14 protein-coding genes and 1 other RNA gene are annotated in these 16,012 nt (G+C 68.1%); 9 read left to right on the top strand and 6 right to left on the bottom strand.

The features are described from left to right. The first annotated feature begins 216 nt into the window (after positions 1 to 216). Positions 217 to 1,019, top strand: a protein-coding gene (locus K8625_RS32485) for an IS5 family transposase (protein WP_223748811.1) whose coding sequence is annotated in 2 segments (ribosomal slippage) — positions 217 to 562 and positions 562 to 1,019 — 804 coding nt in all. Because the reading frame shifts where the segments join, the coding sequence is not laid out codon by codon here. Here K8625_RS32485 and K8625_RS32490 read toward each other — a convergent pair. The 4 genes from K8625_RS32490 to ssrA form a co-directional block, all read right to left on the bottom strand. Then, complete coding sequence (locus K8625_RS32490) at positions 990 to 1,403, bottom strand: helicase-related protein (RefSeq protein ID WP_223748810.1); 414 nt, start codon at positions 1,401 to 1,403, stop codon at positions 990 to 992. The genes K8625_RS32485 and K8625_RS32490 overlap by 30 nt on opposite strands. A gap of 1,070 nt (positions 1,404 to 2,473) precedes the next feature. Next, a complete protein-coding gene (locus K8625_RS32495; RefSeq protein ID WP_223748809.1) occupies positions 2,474 to 3,316 on the bottom strand; it encodes a hypothetical protein in 843 nt (280 codons plus the stop codon). Positions 3,317 to 3,318: 2 nt separating this feature from the next. Then, on the bottom strand, positions 3,319 to 3,765 hold the full coding sequence (locus K8625_RS32500) for a hypothetical protein (protein ID WP_223784910.1): 447 nt from the start codon (positions 3,763 to 3,765) through the stop codon (positions 3,319 to 3,321). A 186-nt stretch (positions 3,766 to 3,951) separates the two neighbouring features. Continuing rightward, positions 3,952 to 4,317, bottom strand: a transfer-messenger RNA (tmRNA) gene (ssrA, locus tag K8625_RS32505). Between the two features lie 229 nt (positions 4,318 to 4,546). Here ssrA and K8625_RS32510 point away from each other — a divergent pair. The 3 genes from K8625_RS32510 to K8625_RS32520 all read left to right on the top strand — a co-directional run bounded on the left by K8625_RS32510 (position 4,547) and on the right by K8625_RS32520 (position 9,682). Then, positions 4,547 to 5,908, top strand: a complete 1,362-nt coding sequence (locus K8625_RS32510; RefSeq protein ID WP_223784911.1) for a pitrilysin family protein — start codon at positions 4,547 to 4,549, stop codon at positions 5,906 to 5,908. Further along, positions 5,908 to 7,521 carry a pitrilysin family protein gene (locus K8625_RS32515; RefSeq protein WP_223784912.1) on the top strand — a complete coding sequence of 538 codons (1,614 nt, stop codon included), beginning with the start codon at positions 5,908 to 5,910 and terminating at the stop codon, positions 7,519 to 7,521. Before K8625_RS32510 ends, K8625_RS32515 begins: the two co-directional genes overlap by 1 nt. A 76-nt stretch (positions 7,522 to 7,597) precedes the next feature. Further along, positions 7,598 to 9,682 carry an OmpA family protein gene (locus K8625_RS32520; protein WP_223784913.1) on the top strand — a complete coding sequence of 695 codons (2,085 nt, stop codon included), beginning with the start codon at positions 7,598 to 7,600 and terminating at the stop codon, positions 9,680 to 9,682. Between the two features lie 395 nt (positions 9,683 to 10,077). On the opposite strand, the gene K8625_RS32525 is transcribed toward K8625_RS32520, so the two are convergent. Further along, positions 10,078 to 10,623 carry a TlpA disulfide reductase family protein gene (locus K8625_RS32525; RefSeq protein WP_223748975.1) on the bottom strand — a complete coding sequence of 182 codons (546 nt, stop codon included), beginning with the start codon at positions 10,621 to 10,623 and terminating at the stop codon, positions 10,078 to 10,080. A 29-nt stretch (positions 10,624 to 10,652) separates the two neighbouring features. Further along, the gene (locus K8625_RS32530; protein ID WP_141332872.1) at positions 10,653 to 11,729 is read right to left on the bottom strand and encodes a CFI-box-CTERM domain-containing protein; all 1,077 of its coding nucleotides are present in this window, start codon (positions 11,727 to 11,729) and stop codon (positions 10,653 to 10,655) included. Between the two features lie 101 nt (positions 11,730 to 11,830). Between K8625_RS32530 and K8625_RS32535 the strand changes: the two genes are divergently transcribed. The 5 genes from K8625_RS32535 (at position 11,831) to K8625_RS32555 (ending at position 16,002) form a co-directional block, all read left to right on the top strand. Continuing rightward, positions 11,831 to 12,112, top strand: a complete 282-nt coding sequence (locus tag K8625_RS32535) for a hypothetical protein (RefSeq protein WP_046712255.1) — start codon at positions 11,831 to 11,833, stop codon at positions 12,110 to 12,112. Between the two features lie 86 nt (positions 12,113 to 12,198). Next, positions 12,199 to 13,437: a S1C family serine protease gene (locus K8625_RS32540; RefSeq protein ID WP_223784914.1), complete on the top strand. Its 1,239-nt coding sequence runs from the start codon at positions 12,199 to 12,201 to the stop codon at positions 13,435 to 13,437. A gap of 147 nt (positions 13,438 to 13,584) precedes the next feature. Continuing rightward, complete coding sequence (locus K8625_RS32545; protein ID WP_223784915.1) at positions 13,585 to 13,857, top strand: vegetative protein; 273 nt, start codon at positions 13,585 to 13,587, stop codon at positions 13,855 to 13,857. A gap of 522 nt (positions 13,858 to 14,379) precedes the next feature. Beyond that, the gene (locus K8625_RS32550) at positions 14,380 to 14,970 is read left to right on the top strand and encodes a hypothetical protein (protein WP_141329868.1); all 591 of its coding nucleotides are present in this window, start codon (positions 14,380 to 14,382) and stop codon (positions 14,968 to 14,970) included. A gap of 72 nt (positions 14,971 to 15,042) precedes the next feature. Continuing rightward, complete coding sequence (locus K8625_RS32555) at positions 15,043 to 16,002, top strand: phosphoribosylaminoimidazolesuccinocarboxamide synthase (protein ID WP_223784916.1); 960 nt, start codon at positions 15,043 to 15,045, stop codon at positions 16,000 to 16,002. Positions 16,003 to 16,012: the final 10 nt, after the last annotated feature.

The following is a 16,012-nucleotide window of genomic DNA, read 5'->3' on the forward strand; positions in this document are numbered from 1 at the left end:
CGCTGCTTGACCCCGCCAAGGAGCATTCCTCCCCCGAACCCCCCTCCGAACAACTACACACGATTCGGGACTTGACCTCCGGCTCGCCCACCTAATTACACCAAAGCCGTCCTCACCGATTCGACCAACCCAACTTTCTCTCCTCGAGTTTACAGCGCCTAACGAAAGTCAGGGATGGGCTGGTCGCAGGGAAGGACCATCTCCAGGTTGAGGGGCATGGCCCGCGAACTCGTCCCTGACGCCTTCTGGCAGCGAGTGGCTCCCTTGCTGCCTCCGCCTCGTCCCAAGAAGAAGCTGGGGCGTCCTCGAGCGGACGACAGAGCGGCGCTGGAAGCCATCGTCTTTGTGCTCCGCAGTGGAATCCCCTGGGAGATGCTGCCCCGCAAGCAGTTCGGCCTGTCGGGCATGACGGCCTGGCGCCGGCTTGAGGAATGGACCCGAGCTGGGGTGTGGGAACGCCTCCAGGAGCGGTTGCTCTACGAGTTGGGCCTGCGCGGCAAGGTCGACTTCTCCCGGGCCTCCATCGACTCCGCGTCCGTCCGGGCGTCAAAAAGGGGGCCCTCACAGGCCCAAACCCGACGGATAGAGCGAAGGCGGGTAGCAAGCATCATCTTCTCGTAGAAGCCCACGGCCTGCCGCTCACCGAATCGGTGACTGCAGCCAATGTGCATGACACCCACGAACTCTTCCCGCTCCTCGACTCCGTGCCCGCAGTGAGGATGCCGGCAGGCCAGCGCCGGCTCCGTCCGGGGAAGCTACATGGTGACAAGGCCTACGCATCGAGGAGGAACCGGCGTGGGCTGCGCCTGCGCGGCATTGCTCCTCGCATTGCGCGTCCGGGCGTTGAATCCAAGGAGCGACCGGGACGCTACCGCTGGGTGGTGGAGCGCACCCTGGCCTGGAAGAACCAGCTCCGCCGACTTCGAGTCCGCGACGAACTCAGGGACGACGTCCACTTCGGCTTCCTCGTCCTCGGCTGCATCATGCTGCTACGCCGCCTCTGCTCTGACATTTGTTAGGGGCTGCAAGCGCTCGTAGTGGCAGCGGTCCCGGGGCTTGGCCGCGTTGAGGCACGTCACCACGAGGCCGGGATTGTTCAGCTTGCGGCCCACGCGGCTGGACGCCTGGATGTACTCGCTGGTCGTCTTGGGCTGTCCCGCCACGACCATGAGCCCCAACCGGTCGATGTCCACGCCGACGGAGAGCATGTTGCTGGCGAGCACGACGTCGATGCTCTGGGGCTGGCCGTGTGTGAGCTCCAGGCGGCTCTTCGAGGCCTTGATGTCGGAGGTCTTCTCCCGGCTGGTGAGCTCAATGGGCTCGCCTCGGATAGTCCTGCCCCGGTACCAGGGATGCTCGGCGAGCGTTGATGCAGTCGAGGCAATCGGCCTGATTACGACCAACCTGGTTTCTCAACAATCCGGTGCGGTACAGGGCCAACAACCCGTTGAGCAGGGGCACCAGGCATCCACTCACAGTCAGGCGAGGACAGCCGTCTCCATCGAGGGGTTCATGCCCGCGAGAAGCGGCGGTGTCTCCCGGAGGTCCGGCTGGGTAGACTCCAAGGCATGAACCCCACCAGCGTCACGTCCGTGTCCATTGGGTCCAAATGGGTCGAGGCCGGAGCAAGTGATGGTCCCGTCTGGACGGTGGTCGACTTCGACAGGGATGCCGGCGAGAGGTACGCCAGCAGTTACGTCCAGACCTTCTATTTGGAGGGCCCTGGAGGCGCGTCGCGGATAGTCGCCTCGGGTGAGTTCGTCCTCACCTATCAGCGGGCACCATCTCCCGCCACCAAGCCATAGTTCTCGCCACCTGTTGCTCGCCGCGGGCGCGGTGCCGAACTGGCGGGGCGTGCTGCGCGTGCGCCAGGACATGGGCGCCTGGGGGGCTTGAGGTGGTGCGGAAGGGGAGGTCCAACCCGGCCCCGTGCCCCGAGGCCACGCTCGGGCTGGTCTGGCGTGACGAGCTGATCAAGGACCTGGAGCAGCTCGGCCTGCGGCCGCGCCGGCAGCACGACGCACGGCGGACCTTCATCAACTGCGCACTGGAGGACAGCGCAAGGAAAGAGCAGTTGCGCTGGGTCACCCACGGCCCCGATGGAGACATCGTGGACGCCTACACGTCACCCTCATGGCAGGTGCTGCGCAGCAGGTCTCCCTGCTGCGCTACCGGTGAGCGTCAAGGTAGCTGCCACATACACTCGCACCGGCTTCGGCGAATGGCGGCAGCTCCGTCACGGCCGTAGCGCGGCGACACTGGGCCTCAGAGTTCGGCGAACCCGGTCGGGGCGAGTTCGGCCAACCAACAAGCCCCTCCAGATGAGCCTGCTGCACATATTCGCCTGACCAATACAAAGACAGTGATCACCACCTATCTGGAAACGCCCCAATGTCCGTAAGCAACTTCAACAGGCTTATCATGTCCGGTATAGGCTCGGCCTTGGTTGGGGCAAACACAACGGCGTTCCTATCTACTCGAAATGGGCAAGCTCCAGAAGGAAGCCATTGGCCTGCATTCGTGTGAGCACATCACGCAGCTTTGGTGAGATGAGCAGCCGGGGCTCGGGCCGCAGTTCGCCTCGCCTGTCGCCGAACATCTTGTCCGTGAGGCAGATGTCGCTGCCATCATGACTGGCGTGCTCAACGTACAGTTCGGAGAGCTGGTTGAGCCCGGCGAGGTGACCCTTCGGGCATCGGTGCTCGTTACGCGCGTCGAGGTCGAACGGGTTGTTGCCTGCGACCGTCCTGCTCGTCAGCTTCAGCGGCCTTGAGGTGACGACAAGTTGGGAGAGTTCGGAGGGCTGCGGCCCTTTGCGTCCTTGATGGAGGACGGGGCGAAACTCCGCTCCAAGAAGGCCATGCTCCTGGAAGGCAGCCACGAACCTCGGCGACACGACGACTTCTCCCGCGATGGTCTGGGCGATATCCTTGTTCTTAGGGACGCGGCGGGTGTTGAGGATGAGCGGGGTCTTCATCGGTGCCCCCGCGCCGCAGTGCTGGCAAGCGACTGCGTCATCATACTCGGTGCCACACATGGAGCCTGGCGGCTCGAAATACGCCCGGATGACCAGGTTCAGTAGTTCTGCGGACTGAAGCTCATCCTCCGTGTATCGGCGATGAATGCTCCACCCCAGAAAGAAAGACGTTCCCTTCTGGTTGAAACTACGCTCAATCCGACCAATCGCCTGGACCCGTTGGTCTGCAATAGGGAGCACCACCTTGCGCGTACTCTCATCCAGTCGGACGCCGAGCCCGGGCTCCAGGAGCCTCGCCGCATGACGCTCTGGGATTCGGAACTCGATGGTCTCACGCATGGCTACGGTTCGATGCCGATGAGCTGGGGAATCGGGTACTGCGAATAGACCTCTATCATGATGTCTTGCAGCCTCTGCGGCTCAGGCCTCCTGCCCTGGCCATATTCCCATTTCCTGCGGAACGCCTGGGTGATTGCCTTGTGGTATGCGGTGGGTAACCGATACGTCTGGCCGTTTGCCGGGCCTCCCAGATACATCGGAATCAAGTGGTGGTTTTCATACCCCAGGCTGTTGGGGTACGTCGCCTGCGCTTCCTTGAGCCGCTGCTGGTAGAGCTGCCGCGCCCGGAGAACTACCGCGAGGTTTGCGTTCCGCTGAGCCCGAGTCTGGACCTGCGCGGATGATGGCCTCGGATTCATCAGCAGCGGAGGACGGCGCATGGGCTCGGCACCAAGCCTCTCCTGCACCAGTCCCATGGCGACCGCGCCTTCAGGAGAATTCGTCGCCACGGCCCAGATGAGCGACTCCCCCGCCCAGACAGAAGAAGGCTCCGGGACATGTCCACACTGCGCAGTGGGTGGCCAGGTTCCCGGTGCAGCACCATGAGCGCGGCCAGCTCATTCGGATTCCGCTGGAGGCCGCAGGAAAAACAAAACCCCGTGGCACCTTGCTGGCGCCACGGGGTTCGTTCTTCTCAGTGGAGGCGGCGGGAATCGAACCCGCGTCCGAAAGCCTTCCGCTCTTCGACCCTACGTGCGTAGTCCGCGATTTGCTACGTCCCCAAGACTCCCACGGACGGGATTCCTGGAGCCGGTCCTGGATAGGTCTCGCCACCTCGGGTCCAGGCACCCTCGGCAGCCAGCCCGCATTATGACGGTCGATCCCAACCCCACGGGCCGAGAGCTGGGGGACCGCGCACTAAGAGCTGTTTTTAGGCAGCCAGCGCGAGCTCAACGTTGTCGTTGGCTTTTGTGTCTTTGCCGGGTGGGATTTACGAGCTACCTGACAAGCTCGGCACGCGTCTCGAACTTCCTTGCCCCCGTCGAAACCAGGTCGCCCCCGGTAGTTGACTGCTTGCTCCACTGGCGGTCACCACGTCGACCGCGTCTTCTCCACATTAACCGCTGAAGCGCCCTCGTCAATCCTCCTGAGCGTCCACCAGCCCACGTTCCCGCACGCGGACGGACACTCACCCTCGAAGTCGCTTCCCCTCCCGCCGCACCCGCGTAGGGTCGCCCCCTCGCTCGGCCTGCGCCCTACCCGCGCCGCCCGAGCCCTCGAGGACACCGCATGAGACGACTCCTACCCCTCCTCCTCCTGCTCCTGGGCACCGCGCTCCCCGCGCTCGCGCAGCCCCAGGCCGCCTCCCAGGCGTTCCCCTACACCCTCAAGACGGAGAAGCTCGCCAACGGCCTCACCGTCGTGCGCGTGCCCTACCCGTCCCAGGGAATCGTCTCGTACGTCACCGTCGTCCGCGTCGGCTCGCGCAACGAGGTGGAGGCCGGCAAGACGGGCTTCGCCCACTTCTTCGAGCACATGATGTTCAAGGGGACGAAGCGTCACCCCGAAGGCGAGCGCGAGCGCATCCTCGGCACCTTCGGCTTCGACGACAACGCCTTCACCACCGACGACATCACCCTCTACTACTCGTACGGCCCCAGCGCCGGCCTGCCCTTCCTCATCGACATCGAGGCGGACCGCTTCCGAAACCTCGAGTACTCCGAGCCGTCCTTCCGCACCGAGGCCCTCGCCGTGCTCGGCGAGTACCACAAGAACGCCGCCGCCCCGTACCTCAAGATGGAGGAGGCCCTCAACGCCGCCGCCTTCACCAAGCACACGTACCGCCACACCACGCTCGGCTTCTACGACGACATCAAGGCCATGCCGGAGGCCTACCAGTACAGCCGCGACTTCTTCGAGCGCTGGTACACTCCCGACAACACGATGCTCTTCATCGTCGGTGACTTCGACGATGACCAGGTCATGAAGCTCGTGCGCGAGCACTACGGCCCGTGGGACCGCAAGACGGCCTCCATCCAGGTCCCCAAGGAGCCGCCGCAGACGCAGCCGCGCACCGCCCACGTCGACTGGCCCCAGCCCACCCAGCCGCGCCTGGTCCTCGCGTGGCACACGCCCGCGGCCTCCGCCAACACCTCCGACTCCGCGCTCCAGACGGTGCTCGTCGCCTACCTCGTCGGCCCCACCAGCCCCGCCTACAAGCAGCTCGTCCTCGACAAGCAGCTCGTCGAGGCCATCGGCAGCGACTACGTGGAGCACCGAGACCCGCACCTGTTCTCGCTCACCGCCACGCTCAAGAACGAGAAGGACTACGACCGCGTGCGCCTCGCCCTGCTCCAGGAGGTCAGCCGGCTCGCCGCGGGCAAGGTCGACGCCGCGCGCGTCAAGGCCATCCAGGACAACGCCCGCTACGGCGCGCTCATGGCGCTCCAGACGCCGCGCGACGTGGGCATCCAGCTGGGCTGGTACGCCGGCATCCTCGGCACGCCCGATGGCCTCCAGCGCCAGCTCGCCAACCTGGCCAAGGTGACGCCTGCGCAGGTCTCCGAGTTCGCCAAGCGCCACCTCAAGGCCACCAACCTCACCCTGCTCAGCCTCACCCCCAAGGTCTCCGACGCCGGAGGGACGAAGTGATGAAGACTCCTCGCCTGTTGTCCCTCGTCGCCCTCGCGTCCCTCGTCGGCTGCGCGTCCACGCCCAAGCCCTCACCCGTGCCGGAGGCGCCTCAGCCCACCACCGAGGCCCCCGCGCCCGAGGCCCCCGCCCAGGCGGCGAGCACGCCTCCCACCGAGGTCCCCGCGGTTCCGCTCCAGCAGCCCAAGCCCCTGGAGCTGGTCGTCCTCGCGCGCCCTGGCACGCCCATCGTCACGTTCCGGCTGGTGTTCCACTCGGGCTCCATCGACGACCCGAAGGGCAAGGAGGGCCTCACCGCGCTCACCGCCACGCTGATGGCCGAGGGCGGCACGCAGAAGCTCACCTCCGCGCAGCTGCTCGAGTCGCTCTTCCCCATGGCCGCCGAGCTGGACGTCGCCACGGACAAGGAGTTCACCACCTTCTCCGGCCGCGTCCACAAGGACTTCCTGCCGCGCTATCTGGAGCTCTTCACCGACGTGCTGCTCGCGCCGCGCCTGGACCCGGCGGAGCTGGAGCGCCTGCGCGCCAACGCCATCAGCGACGTGGAGAACGGCCTGCGCAGCGCCAATGACGAGGGGCTCGGCAAGGTCGCCCTCGACGCGCTCCTCTACGAGGGCCACCCCTACGCCCACTACACCGGCGGCACCGTCCAGGGACTCAAGGCGATCACCCTCGACGACGTGAAGGCCCACGCCCAGCGCGTCTTCACCCAGGACCGGCTCGTCGTCGGCCTGGCCGGCGCGGTGGACGATGCGCTCAAGGACTCGCTCCTGTCGCGTCTTGGGGGCCTGCCCGCCTCGGGTGCGCCGCGCGTGACGCTGCCCACCGTGCCCTCCACCGCCGGGCGCGCGGTCATCATCCAGAAGCAGACGCTCTCCACCGCGGTCAGCATGGGCTACGTCAATCCCGTGCGCCGCGGTGACCCGGACTTCTTCCCGCTCGCCTTCGCGCTGTCGCACCTGGGGGAGCACCGTCAGTCCATCGGCCTGCTCTTCACCGAGCTGCGTGAGAAGCGCGGCCTCAACTACGGCGACTACGCCTACGCCGAGCACTTCATCGAGGACCCGGGCACGACCTACAACCGCACCAACATCGCGCGCACGCAGCAGGACCTCACCGTGTGGATCCGCCCGGTGGAGCCCGCCAACGGCATGTTCGCCACGCGCGGCGCCGTCTTCTACCTGGAGCAGCTGGTCGACGCGCCGATTCCCCAGGAGCGCTTCGACCTGATGCGCGGCTTCCTCCAGGGCTACTCGCGCCTGTGGGAGCAGACGGACCCGCGCAGGCTCGGCTACGCCATCGACTCGCTCTTCTACGGGACGCCGAACTACCTGGAGCAGTACCGCCAGGCCCTCACGAAGATGACGCCCCAGTCCGTGCAGGAGGTGCTGCGCCGCCGGCTGCACCCCAGCGCGCTGTCCTTCGCGTTCGTCACCCAGGACGCGAAGGGACTCGCCGACGCGCTGCGCGCAAGCCCGCCGTCCCCCATCACCTACGCGTCCGACAAGTCGCCCGAGCTTCTGGAAGTGGACAAGTCCATCGTCCCCTTCAAGCTCCCCGTCCGAGCGGACGCCGTCACCATCGTTCCCGCGCAGTCATTCATGGAGAAGTAGCGCGAGGCTGTATTTCGGCCCGAGGGGTGGGTCATTTGTTTCCGCCCCTCGGGAGCCGATGGTATGAGCTGCCATCATGCGAGGCACCAGCTCCGGCCCTTTCTCCTGGTGGCGGCCCCTGCGCAGCTCCGTCGCCCGACTCGCCCTGCTCGGCCTCGTTCTGGCCTCGGTAGCGGCCCACGCTCAAACAGACCCCTTCACGCGCGGCTTCGACGCCGTGCCCAACAAGCCGACCACCGCGCAGAACAGCGGCATCGCGCTCGAGGGCACCTACGGCGGTGAGCCCGTGGGCAGCTTCCGCGGCGCGCTGCTGTTCGACTTCAACTGGCGAATCCTCGCCCTGAAGCTCGGCGACGAGAAGCTCGGCGACCTGCTGCCGTACCGGCTCGATGCGCACCTGCTGTTCGCCTATCAGCTCCACGAGCGGCTGGAGATTGGCGTCGACCTGCCCGTCACCCTCCTGCAGGGCGACAACTTCCAGCTGCTGCGGGACGCGCTGGACGCGCCGAACTTCCCGGGCGCGGCGGGCGTCAGCCGCACCACGCTCGGGGACATCCGCGTGGTGCCTCGCGTGCACCTGTTGGACCGCGAGAAGTTCCCGGTGGGCCTGTCGCTCATCGCGGAGGTCCGCGCGCCCACCGGCTCCGCGGACAGCTTCACGGGTGAGCGCGGCTTCCTGTTCGCGCCGCGCCTGGCGGTGGAGCAGCGCTTCGAGGTGCTGCCCATCCCCATCCGCGTCGTCGGCAACGCGGGCGTGCGGATCCGCAAGGAGGCCCAGTACCTCAACCTGCTCGTGGATGACGAGCTGACGCTCGGCGGTGGTGTCATCGCGGAGCTGCCGAACATGGGCCGCTTCACGGACGTGCAGGCCACGGCCGAGATGCACATCGCCACGCCGCTGGTGCGCCCGTTCAACTTCGACCAGTCCGACACGCTCAAGACGCCGTGGGAGGTGCTCGTGGGCGCCCGCACGAAGGTCTGGGGCAACTGGGGGCTGGAGCTGAACGTGGGGCGCGGCATCAACCTCACCACGGGCTACGGGCGCGAGGCGCTGCGCGTGATGTTCGGGCTGCGCTACGACCAGAGCTTCGTGGACTCGGATGGAGACAACGTGCCCGACAACCGGGACCGCTGCCCCAACGAGCCCGAGGACAAGGACGGGTTCATGGACAGCGATGGCTGCCCGGACCCGGACAACGACGACGACGGCATCGTGGACGGCGAGGACAGCTGCCCCAACGTGAAGGGGACGAAGGAGCTCAAGGGCTGCCCCGAGGTGGACACCGACGGCGACGGAATCACCGACCAGTTCGACAAGTGTCCGGACAAGCCCGGCCCGAAGGACTACGACGGCTGCCCGGACACGGACGGCGACGAGGTGCCCGACAACGAGGACGACTGCCCCGACATGTTCGGCCCGCCGGAGAACAACGGCTGCCCGTTCGACTCGCCGCCGTACGTGTTCGTCGAGTCGGACCGCATCCGCATCAAGGGCAACGTGCTGTTCGAGACGGGCTCGGCCGTCATCCAGAAGCGCTCGTATCCGCTGCTGGACGAGGTGGCCACGGTGCTGCGGAAGAATCCCACGCTCGGGCCGGTGCTCATCGAAGGGCACACGGACAACCGCGGCTCGCGGCAGCTCAACATGAACCTGTCGGACAAGCGTGCTCGCTCGGTGCTCGAGTACCTGGTGGGCAAGGGCATCGACCGCAAGCGCTTGAGCTCGGAGGGCTTCGGCTTCGACAGGCCCATCTCGACGAACGACACCGCGCTGGGTCGCGCGAAGAACCGCCGCGTCGACTTCCGCCTCATCCGCTCCGAGGTGGAGACCGAGGGTCGGGAGACCGTCGTCCCCGCGGGACAGCAGCCTCCGGCGGGCAAGGAGGCTCCGGCGACGAAGCCTCCCGAGGGTGGCGCGAAGAGCGCGCCCGCGACTCCGCCGGCGACGAAGACTCCTGACAGTGCGGCGAAGAGTGCGCCTGCTCCGGCGACGAAGCCTCCTGAGAGTTCTTCGAAGCCTGCGCCCGCGACGGCTCCTGCGGCGAAGACGGCGCCGGCTGCGGCTCCGCCTGCGACGAAGCCTCCCGAGGATGCTTCGAAGACGGCTCCGGCGACCAAGGCACCGGAGAGCACCCCGAAGCCGGCGACTCCAGGGAAGTAACCCGCCTCACTCGCGGCGCCGCGAGACCTCAGCGTCTCGCGGTGCGCCGCGTGTTCAGGGGCGTTGCTCGATGCATCCGAGCCGGCGCATTCATCTCGTGCGCCGCAGCGCAGTCCTGCCTGCGCATCTGCTCGTTGCTTCCGCGTGGGCGCGTTCGTCCCGAGCGCAGCAATCTTGCTTGCGCATCCGCTCGTTGCACCCACGTGGGCTCGTCGTCCCGAGCGCCGCAGTCCTGCCTACACATCCGCTCGTGGCCCCCTCATCGGCGCGTTCGTCCCGAGCATTGCGGTCCTGCTCGCGCATCCGCGTGTTGCGCGCGTGAGGCATCACGCTGAGCGCCGCGCCCCAGCCAGCGCCCGTCGAGGCATCCTCGAGGGACGCCAGGCCCTCCCCAGCTACTGCTGCTTGAGCGCCCGCTCGATGCGCCGGCGCAGGGCGTCCTCGGACAGGGCGCCGCGCTGCGCGTCCGTCACCTTGCCCTCGCGGTCCAGGAAGTAGAGCGTCGGCAGCGCGTTCACTTCGAAAGCCCGCGCCATGTCGTCGTCCGCGTAGACGACGTAGGGCTTCAGGTCCGGCAGGTGACGGCGGATGAAGTTGTCCACCAGCTTCGGCGCCATGTCGCCGTCGTCACGACTCGCCGCCAGGAAGACGAGCCCCTGCGACTCGTACTCCTTCGCCAGCTTCACCAGCGCCGGCATCTCCTCGCGACACGGCGGACACCACGTCGCCCAGAAGTCCAACATCACCACCTGGCCCCGCAGCTCCTCCAGCTTCAACACGCCGCCCTCGTGGCGCTTCATCTCGAACGAGGGCGCCGCCGCGCCATCCGGCACGAGCTGCGAGCGCCGCGCCTCCAGCACGCCCAGGTACACCACCCCCGCCAGCCCCAGTCCGGCGAGCAGGGCCATGAACACCTTCGTCCCCACGCCCGTCGGCTTCATGGGCGGCGGCGCGCCGATTCCTTGCTGCGTCACGAAAATCCACTCCTGGTCAGGCGGTCATGCACCTGCCTCAACATCCAGCGCACTCCGCTCCGAGCCACCGGCCTGCGTGACACCCACCGCGCCACGTCCGGGCCGAAGCGATAGTAGCCACGGATGAACCCGCGCCCGAGCACACTCTTCCTGAGCACGTCGTCCCGGTACGCCCGGAACGCCACCAGCTCCGGCGCCCCCTCACCGAACGCCACCGTCGCCACGAAACACGAGGAGGCCGGACTCACCCACATGAGCCGCTGGTTGGTGAGGTTCACCACCACCTTCAGCTCCCGCGCCTCCGTGTACAAGAAGCCGAGCAAATCCCTGCGCGCCGCGGGGAACTCCTGTCCGCTCGCCTCCTCGAACTCGATGCGCGACGAGTTGGTGGAGCCCACCTCGTCCACCGTGAAGAAGTAGCGCTTCGAGCTGCGCCGGACCTCCACCTCCAACCCGCGCAGCTCCCCGAAGTACGCGAGGAACGGCGTGCCACACACCGGGCACACGAAGCGGTTGTACGCGTGGTTCGTCAGGAAGGCGTAGTCCCCCACCCGCTTGCACCCCGTGTTGGGGCACACCAGCTTCACGCTCGCCTGCGGCGCGGGCCGGGGGTCGTACCGCGAGCCTCCCGACGTCTTGTCGAACACCGGCGGAGGCCGTGGCGGTGACGTCACCAGGTGCCGCGTCGGATGCGCCGCGCGCTCCAGTTCCTGCGCGCGTCGCCACGCGGTCTCCGCCGCTTCCAGTCGCCCGCCCGCCGTGTGACACAGGGCCTCGCCGTGCGCGAGCAGCGCCGCCACCAGCTTCTCCAGCGCGGGCGCCATCGAGGGCTCACGCCCCGCGGCGAGCGCCTCCGCCAACACCTTCTCCATCTCCGGCAACAACGCCTGGGCGGCCTTGCGCGAAGGGTCCTCGGCCCGTCGGTACACGGGGGGCTCGGGGATGCGGGTGAACAACGCCGACGCGGACGCCCGGATACGCTCCACCACCGCGTCTCCACGTCCCACGTCCATCTGCGCCGCCCGCGTCCGGGCGGCCTGGAAGAGTTCTTCGGGCTGCAAGCCCGCGGACATTAAGTGCCGTCCGCCCCCCTGTCAGCGCGGATGACACACCCCCGGTCGGAAACTGGCCACGCACCGCCGCCTCATGTAAGACGACGTGGGAGGCTGTGAGCATGGGAGCTTTGAAGTTCATCGTCTGGACGGCTTGCGCGGTGGGGCTCGGCATCTTCCTGTCCTCGGGGCAGGTGGACGGCAGGACGCCGCTGCAGCACATGGAGCGGACCTGGAAGCGCGCCGTGAAGCCCGACACCGTTGATCGGATGAAGGAGGGGCTGGAGGACGCGTACGAGGACGCCAAGGGCGCTGTCTCGCGGTCGACGGATGCGGCCCCGCGCGAGCGGATCACCGCGGAGGACCGCGCGGCGGTCAACCGAATCATCGCCCAGAAGAAGTAGCCTGGCGGACAGGCCCGCTTCCGCGACACGACTCCCCTCCCTAGGTTGCACCCGGTGGATGGGCGGCGTCGGGGCGGAGGTGGGGCATGAACGGGGCTCCTTTCAACAGATTCGTCATTCTTGGCGCGCTCGTGTGCGCGCTGGCCACACCGGCGGAGGCCGCCGGTCGCGGCCGGCTGTGGCTCGAGGCGCAGAATCGTTCGCTGAACAACCAGCGAGCCACCCTGAGCGAGGTGGCCCGACGGGCCATGCCCTCGGTGGTCTCCATCACCACGCGGCAGCTCAGTGACGAGACGCCCGCGGGCGAGGAGCCCCAGAAGGGCATCGGCTCGGGCTTCATCATCCACGCGGACGGCTACATCCTCACCAGCGCGCACGTGGTGGAGGGCGCCTCCGAGGTCATGGTCTCCGTCATGCACCCGCGCGGCTACGCGGAGGAGTACCTGGCCCGGGTGGTGGGCGAGGACAACCGCACCGACTGCGCGCTCTTGAAGATCGAGGCGCCGCGCCGGCTGCCGGTGCTCAAGCTCGCCTCCGCGTCGCACGTGCGCTCGGCGGACTGGATTGTCGTCATCGGCAATCCGTTCGGCCTGTCCCACTCGGTGACGGTGGGCGTGGTCAGCTACATGGGCCGCACGGACGTGACGCCCAACGGGCGCGACGGCGACTTCGACTACATGCAGATGGACGCCTCCATCAACCCGGGCAACTCGGGTGGCCCCGTGCTGGACCTGCACGGCGACGTGGTGGCGGTGGCCAACGCGGTGAACGTCGCGGGCCAGGGCATCGGCTTCGCCATCCCCATCGACATCGCGAAGACGGTGATTCCGCAGCTCAAGGCCCACGGGCGTGTGCGCCGGGGCTGGCTGGGCATCAGCGTGCAGGACTTCTCGCCGGAGGTGGCCGAGGAGTTCAACCTCCGCCAGGGCCCGGGCGTGGTGGTGACGGAGGTGGTGGAAGGCGGCCCGGGCGAGCGCGCCGGCCTGCACAGCGGGGATGTCATCGTCGGGCTCGACACCCGGCGCGTGAAGCGCGCGCACACGCTGCGCTGGCAGGTGGCGGCCCGGGGCGTGGGCCATGACGTGCGGCTGCGCGTCAACCGGCTGGGCAAGCCCCTGTACCTCAAGGTGAAGCTGGAGGAGATGCCGACCGAGCAGCCCGCCACCGCGCTGGCCGCCCACCGTCAGGGACGCCGGCCCGCCGGGGCCCAGTCCGTGCTGGACGACCTGCTGTCGCCCGTGCCCCGGAAGCAGGTGCAGCCGCCAGCGGCGCCGGAAGTCGAGCCGGACGGCTGGGGTTCCGAAGACGGCGCTCCGGCGCCCTGAGGCCGCCCCGAGCCCACACGGGTCTTCCCGCGTGTCCTTGCGTTCGGGTGGCATGGGCGCTAGACAGTGCGCCTTTTTCGTACCCGGCGGCGGGTCCACCCCGTGTGGCGCCGCGGTTCTCGCATCGTTTCGCAGGAGAGTTCCACAATGGCCGAGGCCACCCCGACGACCCAGAAGAAGCTCACCCACTGGCCGCGCACCGCGAAGGGCGGCGGCAAGAAGGCGTGCACCATCGAGGGCTGCAAGCGCCCCTACCGCGCCAAGAACTACTGCTTCTTCCACTTCAAGCAGTGGCGCCAGGGCGACCTGCCCCACTCGCGCTACCGCACCTGCTCCAAGCCGGAGTGCCGCATCAAGACGTTCAAGGCCGGCCTGTGCGAGAAGCACCACGGCGAGGCGTTCAAGAAGGACGCGGCGTAAGTCGTCCGCATCCGGCGCCGGGGGCGCGTGTCTCCCTCTCATGCAGGGAGCAGTCCCCCGCGCCACCGCGGCCTCGTCGTGCTGGAAGGACGTGAGCTCCGCTCCGCCTCGCACCGGGTCCGCCGCACCGAATCCCACACAGCATCCCGAAGAGGCTTCCGCCGGACACCTCGGACCTCAGGGCTCGCGTCCGCGCGCGCCGAAAGCCCGGTGTCGTGAGGTCCACGTGCGCCGCGTCACCGGGGTGCGCCCGGTGGTGTCCGTCCTCGCACACCCGCTGCTCAAGGTGCGCGCAGCGACGACGCCTGACGACGGGCGTCGAGCGCCCACATCGCGTCATGGCGAACGGTGGAGTGGCTCCGCGGTGCGGGCGGGGCGGCAGTGACCCGTCCTCGGGAAACGAGGCGGGAAGATTCCCTGGCGGGCACGTTGGGAGCACGACACCGGAGAGATGCTCCCTTGGACGCATGCCGCCGAGTTTCGCTGGTTGATCCTGAAGCAGATCGGTATATTCCCGCCCGTATGCGTCGCTGGCTCCCTGGGTTGCTCCTCTCGCTCGTCTCGGTCCTCACCGCTTGTGGCGGTGCGGGGACACCCGCGCGCGCGACGATGAGCGTCCGTCAGGCCCTGACGCATCCGCCCGAGTTCATGGAGTTCGAGTCCCCCGCCACGCGCCTGGAGATGTTCCGCGAGGTGGCGAGGCAGTCGGACCTGGAGGCCGGGCAGGCGGCGCAGGCGCTGGTGCTCTTCCCCATCAGCCAGGACGGCGAGCTGCTCGCGGCTCCGGGCTTCGACGCGCGCATGGACCTGTTCCAGGCGCCGGACGCGGGCAAGGGGCTGCAGCTGGTGCTGGAGGCCCGGGCGGGCGAGCGTTGGCCGGAAGACCGCCGCGAGAGCCTGCAGGGGCTGTCCGAGCGGGAGGCGGCGGAGCTGGTGGCCCGCACGCTGCTCGCGCACTGGGGCATCCAGCCCGAGAGTGCGGTGCAGGTGGACCGCGCATCCGGAGCGCCCTACGCGGTCGCCTACGTGGACGGCATCCTGCGCATCAACCCGGCCTTCCTCTACCTGGCGGCGGCCTACGGTCCTGCTTCCATGCCGGCCGCGCTCCAGTAGAGTCCCGCGCCCGAAGCAGCCCCCTCTCCCTGCTGGACTTCACCTTCCCGAGGGGCGGGCCGCGAGGCGCCTTTGAATACCTCCGCACTTCACGCTCAGCTTCCCCTCACGCTCCGGCAGGTGGACCTGCCGGCGCTCGGCCAGCACTACCGCGGCAAGGTCCGTGACACGTACCGGCAGGGCGACAGCCTGGTCCTGGTGACGACGGACCGGCTCTCCGCCTTCGACCACGTGCTCACCACCATCCCCTTCAAGGGCGAGGTGCTCAACCGGCTCGCGGCCTTCTGGTTCGAGCGCACGAAGCACATCTGCCCCAACCACGTGCTGGACGTGCCGGACGCCAACGTCACCGTGGCGCGCGCCTGCACGCCCTTCACGGTGGAGGTGGTGATTCGCGGCTACCTCACCGGCAGCCTGTGGCGCGACTACGAGAAGGGCACGCACACCGCCTACGGCCTGCCCTTCCCCGAGGGCCTGCGCAAGGACGAGGCCTTCCCCACGCCCATCATCACCCCGTCCACCAAGGCCGAGTACGGCCAGCACGACGAGCCCATCTCCGAGCAGGAGATTCTCGCGCGCGGGCTCGCCAGTCCCCGTGACTGGGCGCGCATCACCGAGGCGGCGCGGGGCCTGTTCCAGGAGGGCCAGAAGTGGGCGCGCACGCGCGGCCTCATCCTCGTGGATACCAAGTACGAGTTCGGCAAGGTGGGCGACGACATCTACGTCATCGACGAGATGCACACCCCGGACTCCAGCCGCTACTGGGTGGCGGACGAGTACGAGGCCCGCTTCGCCAGGGGCGAGGACCAGCGCATGCTGGACAAGGAGAACATCCGCCAGTGGCTCATCCGCGAGCGGGGCTTCTCCGGCCACGGCACGCCGCCGGCCATCCCGGATGACGTCCGCGTGGAGCTGGCCACCAAGTACGTGGCGGCCTTCGAGCAGATCACCGGCACGTCGCTGACGCTCGAGCCGGGCAACGTGCACGAGCGCATCGAGCGGAACCTGCGCCAGAAGGGCTACCTCAAGTAGCCCCTCCAGC

Origin of the sequence: Myxococcus sp. AS-1-15 (assembly GCF_020037055.1) — a bacterium.
GTDB lineage: Bacteria > Myxococcota > Myxococcia > Myxococcales > Myxococcaceae > Myxococcus > Myxococcus fulvus.

What these genes read in the sequence shown, in the direction of transcription:
- K8625_RS32545 (WP_223784915.1), top strand. Translation starts at nt 13,585, where the DNA reads ATGGCCGAGGCCACCCCGACGACCCAGAAGAAGCTCACCCACTGGCCG.
- K8625_RS32520 (WP_223784913.1), top strand. Translation starts at nt 7,598, where the DNA reads ATGCGAGGCACCAGCTCCGGCCCTTTCTCCTGGTGGCGGCCCCTGCGC.
- K8625_RS32550 (WP_141329868.1), top strand. Translation starts at nt 14,380, where the DNA reads ATGCGTCGCTGGCTCCCTGGGTTGCTCCTCTCGCTCGTCTCGGTCCTC.
- K8625_RS32535 (WP_046712255.1), top strand. Translation starts at nt 11,831, where the DNA reads ATGGGAGCTTTGAAGTTCATCGTCTGGACGGCTTGCGCGGTGGGGCTC.
- K8625_RS32495 (WP_223748809.1), bottom strand. Translation starts at nt 3,316, where the DNA reads ATGCGTGAGACCATCGAGTTCCGAATCCCAGAGCGTCATGCGGCGAGG.
- K8625_RS32540 (WP_223784914.1), top strand. Translation starts at nt 12,199, where the DNA reads ATGAACGGGGCTCCTTTCAACAGATTCGTCATTCTTGGCGCGCTCGTG.
- K8625_RS32510 (WP_223784911.1), top strand. Translation starts at nt 4,547, where the DNA reads ATGAGACGACTCCTACCCCTCCTCCTCCTGCTCCTGGGCACCGCGCTC.
- K8625_RS32530 (WP_141332872.1), bottom strand. Translation starts at nt 11,729, where the DNA reads ATGTCCGCGGGCTTGCAGCCCGAAGAACTCTTCCAGGCCGCCCGGACG.
- K8625_RS32515 (WP_223784912.1), top strand. Translation starts at nt 5,908, where the DNA reads ATGAAGACTCCTCGCCTGTTGTCCCTCGTCGCCCTCGCGTCCCTCGTC.
- K8625_RS32525 (WP_223748975.1), bottom strand. Translation starts at nt 10,623, where the DNA reads ATGAAGCCGACGGGCGTGGGGACGAAGGTGTTCATGGCCCTGCTCGCC.